This window comes from Delftia deserti (assembly GCF_042653485.1).
Taxonomy (GTDB): Bacteria; Pseudomonadota; Gammaproteobacteria; order Burkholderiales; family Burkholderiaceae_C; genus Comamonas; species Comamonas acidovorans.
In genome coordinates, this window is sequence record NZ_JBHSIH010000001.1 from 2839345 (window position 1) to 2854480 (window position 15136).

Consider the following 15136-nt stretch of genomic DNA (forward strand, 5'->3'; position numbering starts at 1 on the left):
CATGGAAGCCGTATCCCCCACCATCATCCATCTCATCATCTTCGTGCTGGCCATCTACGTGGGCTACCACGTGGTGTGGACCGTCACGCCCGCGCTGCACACGCCGCTGATGGCGGTGACCAATGCCATCTCGGCCATCGTCATCGTCGGCGCCATGCTGGCGGCGGCGCTCACGGAAACGGGCCTGGGCAAGACCATGGGCGTGCTGGCCGTGGCGCTGGCCGCGGTCAACGTCTTCGGCGGCTTCCTGGTCACGCGGCGCATGCTGGAGATGTTCCGCAAGAAGGAGCGCAAGAGCGCTCCGGCCAAGGACGGCAAGGACGCCAAGGCGGAGGGCCGGTCATGAGCATGAACCTCGTCACATTGCTCTACCTGGTGGCCAGCGTCTGCTTCATCCAGGCGCTCAAGGGGCTGTCGCATCCCACCACCTCCATACGCGGCAACCTGTTCGGCATGGCCGGCATGGTGATCGCCGTGCTGACCACGGCGGCGCTCATCGTGCAGCTGGCCGGCGGCAACGCCCTGGGCCTGGGCTGGGTGCTGCTGGGCCTGCTGGTCGGCGGCACGGCCGGCGCCGTCATGGCCCAGCGCGTGGAGATGACCAAGATGCCCGAGCTGGTGGCCTTCATGCACAGCATGATCGGCCTGGCGGCGGTGTTCATCGCCGTGGCCGCCGTGGCCGAGCCCTGGGCCTTTGCCATCACGGCCAAGGGCGGCGCCATCCCGGGCGGCAACCGCGTGGAGCTGGCGCTGGGCGCCTTCATCGGCGCCGTGACCTTCACGGGCTCGGTGATCGCCTTCGGCAAGCTCAGCGGCAAGTACAAGTTCCGCCTGTTCCAGGGCGCGCCCGTGCAGTTCAAGGGCCAGCATGCGCTCAACGCCGTGCTGGGGCTGGCAGCGGCCTTCTTCGTCTTCGGCTTCTGGCACAGCCAAAGCTGGATGGACATCGTGCTGGTCATCGCCCTGGGACTGCTGCTGGGCGTGCTGCTGATCATTCCGATCGGTGGCGCGGACATGCCGGTGGTCGTGTCCATGCTCAACAGCTACTCGGGCTGGGCGGCGGCGGGCATCGGCTTCTCGCTGAACAACAGCATGCTGATCATTGCGGGTTCGCTGGTGGGCAGCTCGGGCGCCATCCTGAGCTACATCATGTGCAAGGCCATGAACCGCTCGTTCTTCAGCGTGATCCTGGGCGGCTTCGGCGGCGAGGCCACCAGCGCGGCGGCAGGCTCCCAGCAGCAGCGCAACGTGAAAAGCGGCAGCGCCGACGATGCGGCCTTCGTCCTGGGCAATGCCGAGACCGTGGTCATCGTGCCCGGCTACGGCCTGGCCGTGGCGCGTGCCCAGCACGCGGTCAAGGAGCTGGCCGACAAGCTCACCGAACGGGGCGTGACCGTGAAGTACGCCATCCACCCGGTGGCCGGCCGCATGCCCGGCCACATGAACGTGCTGCTGGCCGAGGCCGAGGTCCCCTACGACCAGGTCTTCGAGATGGAGGACATCAACAGCGAGTTCGGCCAGGCCGACGTGGCCATCATCCTGGGCGCCAACGACGTGGTGAACCCCGCCGCACACGTCAAGGGCAGCCCCATCTACGGCATGCCCATCCTGGAGGCCTACAAGGCCAAGACGGTGATCGTCAACAAGCGCTCCATGGCGGCCGGCTATGCGGGCCTGGACAACGAGCTGTTCTACATGGACAAGACCATGATGGTCTTCGGCGACGCCAAGAAGGTGGTGGAGGACATGGGCAAGGCGCTGGAGTGAGCAGGCCGTGCGGGCGGTAGCACCCCGGGAACATCAGCCCGCAGCAGCCTCCGCCTCTTGCAGGACCCAATCCGGAAAGGCCCGTACCTCGGGCCTGCGCAGCGCATCGGGCAGGGTCACCCCGTAGCGGGCAAAGCGCGCGGGCCAGGGTTTGTCCAGCACCTGCACCAAGCGGCATGCGGCATGCGGCATGCGGCAATTTCCTCGCGTGCATAGGCCTGCGCAACCCGGCGTCGACTCCCCGCCGGTCCGCTTCGCGGGCGCCGAGCTGCTGCCGCAGCGCACGGCGCGGGCCCTGTGCCGCCGATCGTCATGGGCCCGTCGGGCCAGCCTCCGGACTGGATCGCACGCCATGCCGACGGCTGGCTGACCTCCCCCGACGCCACGCACACCGCCGAGGGGCCGCGCCGCCTGGCCCGCAAGATCGCCGCCTGGCGCGCGCGGCTCCCCGATGTGAGGCAGGCCCCTGCGCGGCGCGTAGGACGTTTGTGTGGAGATTTCTTACAAACCATGTTGCGCCAAAAGGTCATGCTCTTCGGGCATCGGGCAAACCCGACTCTGACCTACCATGGTCGGCACAAGGAGTACAACGATCTTGTTTGGTTTTTTCGAAAAACGCGTCCCCCCCTATCCCTCCACCGAGCCCACGGTCCCGCCCAAGGACTTCTTCGCCTTTCTGTGGGCCTGCACCCGGGGCATGCGCGGCTGGATAGCGCTGCTGACCGCCACCTCGGCGCTGCTGGCCGTCTATGAGGCGGCGCTGTTCGCCATCATGGGGCATGTGGTGGACTGGCTCGCCAATGTCTCTCCTTCGGAGTTCTGGCAGGCCCAGCGCGGCACGGTCTGGGGCATCGCCGCCATCCTGCTGTCCAGCGTGCTGCTTCTGGCCTTTCACACGGCAGTGATGCACCAGGTGCTGGCCATCAATTTCCCGATGCGGCTGCGCTGGGTGTTCCACCGGCTGATGCTGGGCCAGAGCATGTCCTTCTATGCCGACGAGTTCGCGGGCCGCATCACGACCAAGATCATGCAGACGGCGCTGTCGGTGCGCGAAGTGATCTTCATGGTGGTCGACGTGCTGGTGGGCGTGAGCGTCTACATGATCGGCATCCTGATCCTGGCCGCGAGCTTCGAGTGGCGGCTGATGATTCCGTTCGCGCTGTGGCTGCTGGCCTATATCGGCGCCTGCTTCTACTTTGTTCCGCGCCTGGGAAAGATCGGCAAGGAGCAGGCCGATGCGCGCTCCATGATGACGGGCCGCGTGACCGACGCCTATACCAATATCGCCACCGTCAAGCTGTTCGCCCATACGCGCCGCGAGGCCGAGTACGCGCGCAACGCCATGGAGGCGTTCAAGTCCACGGGCTATGCGCAGATGCGCCTGGTCAGCCAGTTCGAGATCGCCAACCACCTGATGATCACGCTGCTGCTGCTGGGCTCCACGGGCACGGCGCTGTTCCTGTGGTCCGGCGGGCAGGCCAGCGCGGGCGTGGTGGCCGCCGTGATCGCCATGGCGCTGCGCCTGATGGGCTATTCGCACTGGGTGATGTGGCAGATGACGGGCCTGTTCGAGAACGTGGGCACCATCCAGGACGGAATCCTCACGCTGACCAAGCCGCGCACCATCGTGGATGCGCCCGACGCCAGGCCGCTGCAGGTCACGCAGGGCGCCATCGCCTTCGAGGACCTGAGCTTTGCCTACAAGGACGGCGGCAAGCAGGTGATCGACCACCTGAACCTGCACATCCGCGCCGGCGAGCGCATCGGCCTGATCGGCCGCTCGGGCGCGGGCAAGTCCACGCTGGTGAACCTGCTGCTGCGCTTCCATGAAGCCCAGGGCGGGCGCATCACCATCGACGGGCAGGATATCCGCACCGTCACGCAGGACAGCCTGCGCGGCGCCGTGGGCATGGTCACGCAGGACACCTCGCTGCTGCACCGCTCCATGCGCGACAACATCCTCTACGGCCGCCCCGACGCGACCGAGCAGGAGATGCTGGCCGCCGCGCAGAAGGCCGAGGCCTCGGACTTCATCGCCACGCTGACCGACCTCAAGGGCCGTGGAGGCTACGACGCCCAGGTGGGCGAGCGCGGCGTCAAGCTGTCGGGCGGCCAGCGCCAGCGCGTGGCCATTGCGCGCGTCATGCTCAAGGACGCGCCCATCCTGCTGCTGGACGAGGCCACCAGCGCGCTGGACAGCGAGGTCGAGGCGGCCATCCAGCAAAGCCTGGACAGCCTGATGCACGGCAAGACCGTGATCGCCATCGCCCACCGGCTCTCGACCATCGCCGCCATGGACCGGCTCATCGTGATGGACCAGGGCCACATCGTCGAGCAGGGCACGCACCAGCAACTGCTGGAGCTGGGCGGCATCTACGCCAAGCTGTGGTCGCACCAGAGCGGCGGCTTCCTCGCCGAACAGAACTACACCCCCTGAGCGGGGGGGGCGGCCCTTGCTTGGTGTCCCTGGCATTGGGCCGCGCCAGTTTTATAGATGGCGCTGACCTCCCCACTGACAGGTCAGACACTCGCCAAGTCTCGGTCCAGCTGCGTATGCAATGTGTAGCGGCTGGCCGGGTGCAAGGTCACGCTGATGTCCATCAACTCCCCATCGGTATCCAGGTAGCGGCGCACGATCTTCAGCGCCGCTGACCCGGCCGGAGCCTGCAATTCCTCCGACAGCGCATCCGGAATGAGCGCCCCCACCACGGCCTGCCGCACCCGCGCGATGCGCAGGCCGTACTGCTGCTCCAGCAGGCTGCTGACCAGCAACTCGGGCGCGGCGCGCACGCGCTCGGCCAGCTCCTGCGTGTCAAAGCGCTGCGCATCCACATAGACCACGGTCCAGGCAATGGGCAGGTGCGGCGCGGCACCGTCGCGGCGCAGGCTGCAGATGGCCAGCCAGCGGCTGCCGGCCGGGCAATCCAGTTCGGCCGCCAGGTCCTGGTCCAGCACCACCTCCTCGATGCGCCGCACCTCGCGCACATGGGTGGCGCCGAACTGCACCAGATCCTCCAGCGAGGTCAGCGCCTGGCGATAGTGCGCATGGGGCTGCGCCGCCTCCACGCGCGTGCCCACCTTCTTGCGCCGCGACACCAGGCCCGACTGCTGCAGCTCGGCAATCGCCGCGCGCACCGTGTGGCGGCTCACGCCATAGCGTTCGCACAGCTCCAGCTCGGTGGGCAAAAGCCCCCCCACGGCGTATTCGCCCGAGGCAATGCGCTCGGACAGGTCACGCGCCACCTGGGCATAGCGTGTCTCAGCCATGGGCGCAGGCCTTCCCCCCAGGCAAACCCGGATGTTCGTAATGTACGTACATAAATAAAAATAACGATATGTCCGAACTTAATCGCAATTGCGCACCATGACCCTTCCGTCCTTCACCTCCAGCACCGCCATCGATTCGCTGCTGTTCCGCGACGCCTTCGGCACCCCCGCCATGCGCGCCATCTTCGCCGACAGCGCCCTGGTGTCGCGCTACATCGAGGTCGAGGTCGCGCTGGCGCGCGCCCAGGGCCGCTGCGGCGTGATTCCGGCCGAGGCCGCACACGAGATCGCGCAGCGCTGCAGCCTCGACGCGCTGGACTTCGAGCTGCTGCGCAAGGAAACCGACATTGTCGGCTACCCCATCCTGCCGCTGGTGCACCAGCTGGTGAAACAGTGCGGCGACGCCGGCCGCTACATCCACTGGGGTGCGACCACCCAGGACATCATGGACACGGCCACCGTGCTGCAGGTGCGCGATGCGCTGGACCTGGTCGATGCCGACATCGCCGCGCTGCGCACCATCCTGGCCGACCTGGCCGAGCGCCACCGCGATACGCCCATGGCCGGCCGCACGCACCTTCAGCACGCCCTGCCCATCACCTTCGGCTACAAGGCCGCCATCTGGCTGGCCATGTTCGACCGCCATGCCGAGCGCCTGAAGGAACTGCGCCCGCGCGTGCTGGTGGGCCAGTTCGCGGGGGCGGCCGGCACGCTGGCCTCGCTGAGCGGCCGGGGCCTGGAAGTGCAGCAATTGCTGATGGAAGAACTGGGCCTGGGCGTGCCCGCCACCACCTGGCATGTGGCGCGCGACGGCCTGGCCGAAGCGGTGAATTTCCTGGCCCTGGTCACGGGCTCGCTGGGCAAGATCGCCTACGACGTGATGCTGCTGTCCTCCACCGAGTTCGGCGAGGTGTTCGAGCCCTTTGTCACCGGGCGCGGCGCCAGCAGCACCATGCCGCAAAAGCGCAACGCCATCTCCAGCGAGCTGATGCTGGCCGCCTCCAAGGCCGTGCGCCAGCATGCGGGCCTGATGCTGGACGCCATGGTCCAGGACCTGGAGCGCGCCACCGGCCCCTGGCATGCCGAATGGGTGGCGCTGCCCGAGAGCTTCGTGCTCTCGGCCGGCGCCCTGCACCAGGCGCGCTTCATGCTGGGCGGCCTCATCGTCGATCCCGAACGCATGGCCCGCAACCTGGACATGACCGACGGCCTGATCGTGGCCGAGGCCGTGATGATGGGCCTGGCCCCGCACACGGGCCGCCAGCAGGCGCACGACATCGTCTATGCCGCCTGCCGCAGCGTCAACGCCGGGGGCGGCACGCTGGCCGATGCGCTGGCCCGCCTGCCCGAAGTCACGGCCCATTTCGACCGCGCGGCGCTGCAGCGCCTCACCGACCCGCGCAACTACCTGGGCGAGGCCCCGCAGATGGTGGACCGCGCCCTTGCGCTGTCGCGCGCCCATGCAGCCAGCGGCCGCTGACACCCCGGCCCAGGACAGAACACAGCACTACAGGAGACAACACCATGCCTTTCCATCTTCCCCACCTGCCACACCTGCCACGCCTGGCCCTTGCCCTGGCCGCCACCACCTTCGCCCTGGCCGCGCACGCCCAGGGCGGTTATCCCGCCAAGCCGCTGACCTGGATCGTGCCCTTCGCGGCCGGCGGCCCCACGGACGCCATGGCGCGCGACATCGCCCAGCGCACCAGCACGCAGCTGGGCCAGCAGATCATCATCGAGAACGTTCCGGGCGCGGGCGGCACCATCGGCACGGCCAAGGCGGCGCGCTCGGCGCCCGACGGCTACAGCTTCCTGGTCGGCCACATGGGCTACATGGGCGCGGCGCCGTCGCTGTACAAGAAGCTGGCCTACGACCCGGTCAAGGACTTCGAGGCCGTGTTCCGCTTCCCCGACACGCCGCTGGTGCTGCTGGTGGGCAAGAACTCCCCGTACAAGACGGCCGAGGAGCTGGTGGCCTTCGGCAAGCAGAACCCGGGCCGGCTGAACTTCGGCAACGCGGGCGTGGGATCGACCTCGCACCTGGTGGCGGCGCTGTTCGCCAGCCGCGCGCAGATGGAGATCACCCAGGTGGCCTACAAGGGTGCGGCGCCGGCCATGACCGATGTGATCTCCGGCCAGGTCGATGCCATGTTCGACCAGACCAACACCGCCCTGCCCCAGCTGGCCGGCGAGCGCATCCGCGCCATCGCCCTCACCTCGGACAAGCCCATGCCCCAGTTCCCGGGCGCTGCAGCGCTGGGCCAGAAGCTGCTGCCCGGCTTCGAGACCGCCACGTGGTACGGCATCTATGCACCCAAGGGCACGCCGCGCGACGTGGTGCAAAAGGTCTACCAGGCCTATACCAAGGCCCTGGCCGACAAGGCCTGGACCGACCGGATGGCCGCCCAGGGCATACGCCTGCTGCCCGCCGAGCAGTACGCGCCCGAGGCCCTGGCGCGCCACACGGCTGCCGAGGTGGAGCGCTGGCGCAAGGTGGCGGCCGACGCGAAGATTTCTCTGGACTGAAGCCATGGCCGACGACACCCGCATCGAATACGATGCCTTCGGCCCGGTCCGGATACCAGCCGACCGTCTCTGGGGTGCACAGACCCAGCGCGCGCTGGAGCTGTTCGCCATCGGACAGGAGTGCTTTCCCCAGGGCCTGTACCACGCCTTCGGGCTGCAGAAGCTGGCGGCAGCGCGCGCCAACCGGCGCCTGGGCGTGCTGGACGACGAGCGCGGCGCGGCCATCGAGGCCGCGGCCACCGAACTGCGTGACGGCCTGCTGGACGCGCATTTCCCGCTGACCATCTGGCAGACGGGCTCGGGCACGCAGACCAACATGAATGCCAACGAGGTCATCGCCAACCGCGCCAACCAGATGCTGGGCCAGCCCCCGGGCACGCGCAGCCCGGTCCACCCCAACGACCATGCCAATGCCTCGCAATCGTCCAACGACAGCTTTCCCACGGTGATGCACCTGGCCACGGCGCTGGAGCTGCGCGACCACCTGCTGCCCGCCCTGGAACGGCTGCAGCAGCGCCTGCAGGAACGCGCCCAGTCCTTTGCCGGCGTGCTCAAGGTGGCGCGCACGCACCTGATGGACGCCGTGCCCATGACGCTGGGCCAGAGCTTCGAGACATTCGCCCACCAGATAGGCCATGGCATCCACCGGCTGCAGGCCACCCAGCCCCGGCTGTGGAGCCTGGCCCAGGGCGGCACGGCAGCCGGCACGGGGCTCAACGCGCCGGCCGGATTCGACCGGATTTTCTGCGAGGAGATACAGGCGCTCACGGGCCTGGCGGTCACGCCCAATCCCTGCAAGTTCGAGGGCATGGCCGCGCACGATGCACTCATCGAGGTCTCGGGCGCGCTCAACGTGGTGGCAGGCTCGCTGGCCAAGATGGCCAACGACATCCGCCTGCTGGGCTCGGGTCCGCGCTGCGGGCTGGGCGAGCTGGTGTTTCCCGACGACGGCCTGAGCTCCTCCATCATGCCGGGCAAGCGCAACCCGACCGTGGCCGAGGTCGTGGTGCAGGCCGCCTACCAGGCCATGGGCCACCACCTCACCGTCACGCTGGCGGGCTCGGCCGGGCACTTCGAGCTCAACGTGGCCAAGCCCGTGCTGATCCACCACTTGCTGCGCGCCATGCGCGCGCTGGGCGATACCAGCCGCGTGTTCGCCGAGAAGCTGGTGGCCGGCCTGCAGGCACACACCGAGCGGCTGGAGCAACAGGTGGCCCATTCGCTGCTGCAGGCCACCGCGCTCAACCCGCTACTGGGCTATGACGCCGTGGCACGCATCACGCGCGAGGCCATGGCGCGCGGCATGGCGCCGCGCGAGGCCGCTGTCGCGCTGGGCCTGATCACGGCCGCCGAGTACGACCGGCTGGTGGACCTGCGCGCCATGGCGGGGCTGCCGCCCGCGTAGCGGCCTCAATCCTCCAGGCCTATGTTCTGCACGATCTTCTTTTCGTCCTCGAACGCCTTTTTGGCGAACGCCGTGTACTCCTGGCTGCCACGGAACTGCGTGCGCACGCCGTAGTTGCCGACGACCTGGCGGAAGGCCGGGTCGTCCATGGCGGCCTTGATGGCGGCTTCGAGCTTGCGCACGATCTCGGGCGGCAGGCCGCGCGGCCCGGCGATGCCCAGGGGCGAGGGCACATCGAAGGCATAGCCGGCCTCGCGGAACGTGGGCACGTTGGCAAAGGCCTCGGGCCGCACCTCGGAGGCCGAAGCCAGGGCGCGCAGCTTGCCCGAGCTCAGGTACGGCAGCACCGTGTTGGCGAACACGCCGGACTTGATGTGGCCGGCCATCAGCGAGTTCAACGCCTCGGCATCGCCCTTGAAGGGCGCATGCGTGAAGCGTGCGCCCGTGGCCTGCTCCAGCAGCGCCATCACCACGTGGTTGGCCGTGAACTTGCCCGGCGTGCCGTAATCCACGGCACCCGGATTCTTCCTGGCGAACTCGACCAGATCCTGCACCGTCTTGAACGGCGAGTCCTGGGGCACGGCCAGCACGAAGTCATAGGTCATGTAGGTGGCGACGTAGCTGAGATCGCGCACCGGGTCGTACTGCACCTTCTGGATGTGGGGCTGGCGGAAGATGCTCACGGGCGCCAGCGTCAGGCGGTAGCCATCGGGCTTGGCCGTGCGCATCTCCATCACGCCCATGGACGCGCCTGCGCCGGGCTTGTTCTCGATCACCACGGTCTGCCCCAGCTGCTTGCCCATGCCCTGGGCCAGCGCACGCGCCACCACGTCGGTCACGCCGCCCGCGCCGTAGGGCACGACCAGGCTGATGGGGCGGCTGGGATAGCTGTCCTGCGCCCATGCTGCGCCCGTCACCAGGACCGATGCGCACATCCATGCGCCAAACACTCGTCTTTGCATTTCCATCTTCCTCAGAGGCTCACGACCATCGAACTTGCTGCTGTTCAATTTAGATGGATGCATGCCAACCATGGACTCGGGCAAGCCCGTAGCGTTGGGGCTTGTGGGGAAAACGCGCAGCGTGGGTGCGGGGAGTGGAACTCTATAGCGGAGGGTGACGTGGTTACTTGGTTTGCAGAGTTTGTGGGCTGCTTTTTGTGCGCATCGCGGTGATTGGGGCATGTCTTTGACGTGACAGTTACGGGGCGTATGCCTTCAGAGCGGCTGCCATTCAGGGATGTTTTTTTGTCCCTGCCGGGGGTTGTTTCTCGAGGCCGGGTCTCGGCCCGGCCTCGAGAAACAACCACCCGGCAGGGGCAGGCTATGGACCCCATAAAAGAAAAGCGCCACCAGCATCCCTGCCAGCAGCGCCTTCCTCAGTCAATCATCAGACCAAAATCAGCGAACGGTATCGCCCAGAACAAGCCCTTCACGGCGCGGATCAGCCCCACCTTCCAGCTGCGCCTGCCCATTGCGCTGCACCCGCAAGATGGTGCCGATGCCGCTGGACTGCGCGCTGATGGACACCACATGGCCCAGGGCACGCAGGCCGCTGACCAGCGGATCGTCGTTGCCGCCATTGGCCGTGTTGATGTTGGGGTGCTCGCCGCCCACGTTGGTGGTCGGGCTGTTGGCCGCGCCGAAGTCCACCAGCGAGGTGGCCTGCTGCGCATCCAGCCCCCAGTCCAGCGCGCCGACCAGGGTCTTGGTCACGTACTGGATGATGGTGCTGCCGCCTGGCGAGCCGGTGGCCATCTTGAAGTCGCCGGCGGTGCCGTCGGCCTTCAGATCGAACACCAGCGTGGGCGCCATGGAGCTGCGCGGACGCTTGCCGGGCTGCACGCGGTTGGCGACCGGGCCGTCGGCGGTGCTGGGGATGGCCGCGAAGTCGGTCAGCTGGTTGTTGAGCACAAAGCCGCGCGTGACGTGGAACGAGCCCATGCTGGACTCCACCGTGGTCGTCATGCTCAGCGCGTTGCCCTTGGCATCGACGATGCTCATGTGCGTGGTGCCGGCCTCCTTGACATCGACCACGCCCTGCGAAGGCGTGCCGAAGTTGCCTGCCTGGGCCGTGCCCATGCTCTTGGTGGTGGAGATGAGGGCGGCGCGCTGGCGCAGGTAGCTCTTGTCCAGCATCAGCGCCGGCGAGCCGCCGGGCAGGGGCACGAAGTCGGTGTCGGCCACGTACTTGTCACGGTCTGCATAGGCAAGGCGCAGGGCTTCGCTGACCAGGTGCACGCCCATCACCGAGGGCTTGCCGCCCTCGCCATCGATGGCCGTGGGCGCATAGGCCTTGAGATCGAAGTTCTCCAGAATGCCCATGGCCTGTGCCACGGCGATGCCGCCCGACGACGGCGGCGGCATGCTGCAGACCATGTAGCGCGTGCGGTAGGTGGTGCAGACGGCCTCGCGGCGCTTGGCCTCGTAGCTGGCCAGATCCTGCAGCGTGGTCTTGCCGGGGGTGATGGGCGCACCGTCCGAGACGGTCTGCGTCACGCCCACCTTGCTGACGATGGCCTGGGCCAGGTCGCCACGGTAGAAGGCGTCGGCACCGCCATTGGCGATGCTGCGCAGCGTGTCTGCATAGGGCTGGTTGACGAACTTGGCGCCCAGCGCCAGCGGCTTGCCCTGGGCATCGAAGTAGAGCTTGGCGGCATCGGCGTCGCGCGCCAGTTCCACCTTGGAGCCGTCCAGCGCCGCAGCCATGCGGCCGCTGATGGGAAAGCCCTTGCTGGCCAGGTCGATGCCCGAATTGAACAGCTGGGGCCACGCGGTCTTGCCGTAGTCCTTGTGCGCGAGTTCCAGCATGCGCACCACGCCCGGCGTGCCGATGGAGCGGCCGCTGGCGCGCGCCGAGGGCTTGGGCGCGGTCTGGTCGGCGGTGTCGTCCACGTAGCGCAGGTAGTTTTCCGTGGCGGCGGCCGGCGCGGTCTCGCGGCCGTCATAGGCCACGACCTTGCCCGTGGCTGCATCGCGATAGAGCATGAAGGCGCCACCACCGATGCCGCTGGACTGCGGCTCCACCAGGCCCAGCACCATCTGCACGGCCACCGCCGCATCCACGGCCGAGCCGCCGGCCTTGAGCACCTCGCAACCGGCCTTGGACGCCAGCGGGTTGGCCGTGACCACCATGTACTTGGAGGTGTGCAGGGCCTTCTTGCCGAGGCGGTAGCCCGACGAGGGTTCGGGTGCGGCCGGATCACCGGGCAGGCCCGAGCCCACGACCACGCTGCCATCGCCCGAGGTGATGGCGCAGGCCGCCAGTTCATCCTGGCCCGATCCGCCATTGCCACCGCCTCCGCACGATGCGAGGAACAGCGGCGTGGCGGCCGCAAGGCCGATCCACTGCCATGCAGGCAGGCGTTGCCTGGAAGGGGGTTGCTTCATGAAATGTCTCCTTGTGGTGCGTGGAATGCGTTGATCTTGTTCACCAGGGGCAGCACCCGCCCGCAGGCTTGCCGCGAGCTTACATCCGTTCCACCACCACTTCGCGCAGATGCAGCCACCCCCGTCAGAGCGGGGCTGGAGGGCCCCGCTCACGGATGGCCGGCCCTGCATGCAAGGTCCGTGCCCGGATCGGGAAAGCACCAGGACCAGGAATATCTGGCGGAAAATCCGAACCCGAGCACATCCCAAGGCTGTGCGGCCCGCAGCCTGTGCGGTCGCCCGCTTTGGCTTACCATCGCCGGCCCTCTGCTTGATAGGTACAAGCCATGATCCGCGTCTCCGAACTGAAACTGCCCCTGTCGGCGGTGCAATACCACCCCGACAGCCACACCGAATACCTGCCCCTGGAGCCGCTGCGCGCCCTGGCTGCGCGCCAGCTGGGCATTGCCGAGGAGGCCATTGCCTCCGTGCACGTGCACAAGCGCAGCTTCGATGCGCGCAAGTCCGAGCTGCTGGCGGTCTACATCGTGGACCTGACGCTGGCCGACGAGAGCCAGGAAGCCGCACTGCTGGAGCAGTTCTCCAGCCATGCCCATGTGAACCCCACGCCCGACATGCGCTGGCATGCCGTGGGCCAGGCGCCTGCCGACCTGCAGCGCCGGCCCGTGGTGGTGGGCTTCGGGCCCTGCGGCATCTTTGCGGCCCTGGTGCTGGCGCAGATGGGCTTCAGGCCCATCGTGATCGAGCGCGGCCGCTCGGTACGCGAGCGCACCCAGGACACCTGGGGCCTGTGGCGCAAGCGCGAGCTGGTGCCCGAGTCCAATGTGCAGTTCGGCGAAGGCGGCGCAGGCACCTTCTCCGACGGCAAGCTCTACAGCCAGATCAAGGACCCGCGCCACCTGGGCCGCAAGGTGATGCAGGAGTTCGTCACCCACGGCGCACCGCCCGAGATCCTCTATGCCGCGCATCCGCACATCGGCACCTTCAAGCTGGTGAAGGTGGTCGAGGGCATCCGCGAGGAAATCATCCGCCTGGGCGGCGAGATCCGCTTCGGCCAGCGCGTGTGCGACATGCGCATCGAGGGCGAGGGCGAGGACCGCCATCTCACCGCCCTGGAAGTGCTGGACCAGGACAGCGGCGAGCGCCAGTGGCTGGAGACCGACCATGCCGTGATGGCCCTGGGCCACAGCTCGCGCGACACCTTCGCCATGTTCTACGAACGCGGCGTGCACATGGAGGCCAAGCCGTTCTCGGTGGGCTTTCGCATCGAGCATCCGCAGGGCCTGATCGACCGGGCGCGCTGGGGCAGGCATGCCGGCCACCCGCTGCTGGGCGCGGCCGACTACAAGCTGGTGCACCACGCCAGCAACGGGCGCGCGGTCTACAGCTTTTGCATGTGCCCGGGCGGCACCGTGGTGGCGGCCACCAGCGAGCCCGAGCGCGTGGTTACCAACGGCATGAGCCAGTACTCGCGTGCCGAGCGCAATGCCAACGCCGGCATGGTCTGCGCCATCGACCCCTCCGACTATCCGCGCGATGCCAAGAGCTTTGCCTGGGCCTTCGACGGCAAGACCCATGGCGTGGAAGACCTCAAGGACGGCGAGCTGCACCCGCTGTCGGGCATCGTGCTGCAGCGCCAGCTGGAGACCAAGGCCTACCTGCTGGGGGGGCGCAACTACAACGCGCCGGGCCAGCTGGTGGGCGACTTCATCGCGGGCAAGGAATCGGCCGCGCTGGGCGAGGTCGAGCCCTCCTACCAGCCCGGCATCACGCTGACCAACCTGCACCACGTGCTGCCGGCCTACGCCATCGAGGCCATGCGCGAGGCCCTGCCCGCCTTCGGCAAGAAGATCCGCGGCTACGACATGCACGATGCCGTGCTCACCGGCGTGGAAACGCGCACCTCCTCGCCCGTGAAGATCGAGCGCGGCGCGGACTTCCACAGCCTGAACACGCGCGGTCTGTACCCGGCCGGCGAAGGCGCCAGCTACGCGGGCGGCATCCTGTCGGCCGGCGTGGACGGCGTCAAGGTGGGCGAGGCCGTGGCCTGCGCCATCCTCGGGCTGCCCCTGCCCTCGTCGGGCGCACGCGGCTCCGGTGGCGCAGCATGACACCGCGTCCGCACCGTTTCGCCGCCCCCTCGCGCACCCAGCTGCTGGCCGCCATTGCGGCCATGGGCGTGGTGGTGCTGTCGTCCAACATCCTGGTGCAGTACGCCATCAACGACTGGCTGACCTGGGGTGCCATCACCTATCCGTTCGCCTTCCTGGTGAGCGAGCTGGTCAACCGCAGCTTCGGCCCGCAGCAGGCCCGGCGCGTGGCCTGGGTGGGCTTTGCTGTGGCCGTGGCCGCCTCGCTGGTGCTGGCGCCGCCGCGCATCGCGCTGGCCTCGGGCGCGGCCTTCATCGCCTCGCAGTGGCTGGACATCGGCGTGTTCCACCGCCTGCGTGCGGGCCGCTGGTGGCGTGCACCCCTGGTGGCCACGCTGCTGGCCGCCTGCCTGGACACCTTCCTGTTCTGGAGCATCGCCTTCGCAGGCGCCGCCGAGCCCTGGGTGACCTGGGCCCTGGGCGACCTGGGCGTCAAGCTGGTGCTGGGCGTGGCGCTGCTGCTGCCCTTCCGGCTCGCCATCGCCCGGTGGTGGAAAGGCCCATCGGCAATCGCTAGCGCCAAATAAAGCCGACGCGATTCGCACGGACTCGATCTCAAGCCAGGGGCACCGAGCAAGGGCCTGCGCCGGCCGCCCCGCCCCGCCCCGCCCCGCAGCGAGGGTGCCGTCCCT

Annotated in this window: 11 protein-coding genes and 1 pseudogene; 8 read left to right on the plus strand and 4 right to left on the minus strand. The window is 68.2% G+C overall.

What is annotated here, in order from left to right:
• Position 1: 1 nt before the first annotated feature.
• Positions 2–346, plus strand: coding sequence for an NAD(P) transhydrogenase subunit alpha part 2 (locus ACFPFG_RS13880; protein ID WP_183018330.1), 345 nt, complete (start codon positions 2–4; stop codon positions 344–346).
• A complete protein-coding gene (locus tag ACFPFG_RS13885; protein ID WP_012202277.1) occupies positions 343–1767 on the plus strand; it encodes an NAD(P)(+) transhydrogenase (Re/Si-specific) subunit beta in 1425 nt (474 codons plus the stop codon). Before ACFPFG_RS13880 ends, ACFPFG_RS13885 begins: the two co-directional genes overlap by 4 nt.
• 33 nt (positions 1768–1800) lie before the next feature.
• Here the strand turns inward: ACFPFG_RS13885 and ACFPFG_RS13890 are convergent.
• A pseudogene (locus ACFPFG_RS13890) lies at positions 1801–1994 on the minus strand (transcriptional regulator); the annotation flags it as partial.
• A 368-nt stretch (positions 1995–2362) separates the two neighbouring features.
• Between ACFPFG_RS13890 and ACFPFG_RS13895 the strand changes: the two are divergent.
• Positions 2363–4204: an ABC transporter ATP-binding protein gene (locus tag ACFPFG_RS13895; protein WP_183021512.1), complete on the plus strand. Its 1842-nt coding sequence runs from the start codon at positions 2363–2365 to the stop codon at positions 4202–4204.
• A gap of 83 nt (positions 4205–4287) precedes the next feature.
• On the opposite strand, the gene ACFPFG_RS13900 is transcribed toward ACFPFG_RS13895, so the two are convergent.
• The gene (locus ACFPFG_RS13900; protein ID WP_380107048.1) at positions 4288–5034 is read right to left on the minus strand and encodes a GntR family transcriptional regulator; all 747 of its coding nucleotides are present in this window, start codon (positions 5032–5034) and stop codon (positions 4288–4290) included.
• Positions 5035–5131: 97 nt separating this feature from the next.
• Between ACFPFG_RS13900 and pcaB the strand changes: the two genes are divergently transcribed.
• The 3 genes from pcaB to ACFPFG_RS13915 are packed head-to-tail and all read left to right on the plus strand — an operon-like array spanning position 5132 to position 8965.
• Entirely contained in the window at positions 5132–6514 is a 1383-nt protein-coding gene (pcaB, locus tag ACFPFG_RS13905; protein WP_380107050.1) for a 3-carboxy-cis,cis-muconate cycloisomerase, read from the plus strand.
• A 44-nt stretch (positions 6515–6558) separates the two neighbouring features.
• Complete coding sequence (locus tag ACFPFG_RS13910; RefSeq protein WP_312371484.1) at positions 6559–7560, plus strand: tripartite tricarboxylate transporter substrate-binding protein; 1002 nt, start codon at positions 6559–6561, stop codon at positions 7558–7560.
• Between the two features lie 4 nt (positions 7561–7564).
• Positions 7565–8965, plus strand: coding sequence for a class II fumarate hydratase (locus ACFPFG_RS13915; RefSeq protein WP_380107052.1), 1401 nt, complete (start codon positions 7565–7567; stop codon positions 8963–8965).
• A gap of 5 nt (positions 8966–8970) precedes the next feature.
• Here ACFPFG_RS13915 and ACFPFG_RS13920 read toward each other — a convergent pair whose 3' ends face one another.
• Both ACFPFG_RS13920 and ggt read right to left on the minus strand, forming a co-directional pair.
• Positions 8971–9927, minus strand: coding sequence for a tripartite tricarboxylate transporter substrate binding protein (locus tag ACFPFG_RS13920; protein WP_380107054.1), 957 nt, complete (start codon positions 9925–9927; stop codon positions 8971–8973).
• A 438-nt stretch (positions 9928–10365) separates the two neighbouring features.
• Positions 10366–12354 (minus strand): gamma-glutamyltransferase, encoded by a 1989-nt coding sequence (gene ggt / locus ACFPFG_RS13925; protein WP_374623201.1) that lies wholly within the window; start codon positions 12352–12354, stop codon positions 10366–10368.
• 326 nt (positions 12355–12680) lie between these two features.
• On the opposite strand from ggt, the gene ACFPFG_RS13930 reads away from it, so the two are divergent.
• Positions 12681–14465 (plus strand): NAD(P)/FAD-dependent oxidoreductase, encoded by a 1785-nt coding sequence (locus tag ACFPFG_RS13930; RefSeq protein ID WP_013804133.1) that lies wholly within the window; start codon positions 12681–12683, stop codon positions 14463–14465.
• Positions 14462–15031 (plus strand): VUT family protein, encoded by a 570-nt coding sequence (locus ACFPFG_RS13935; protein ID WP_034390445.1) that lies wholly within the window; start codon positions 14462–14464, stop codon positions 15029–15031. The genes ACFPFG_RS13930 and ACFPFG_RS13935 overlap by 4 nt, the downstream gene beginning before the upstream one ends.
• Positions 15032–15136: the final 105 nt, after the last annotated feature.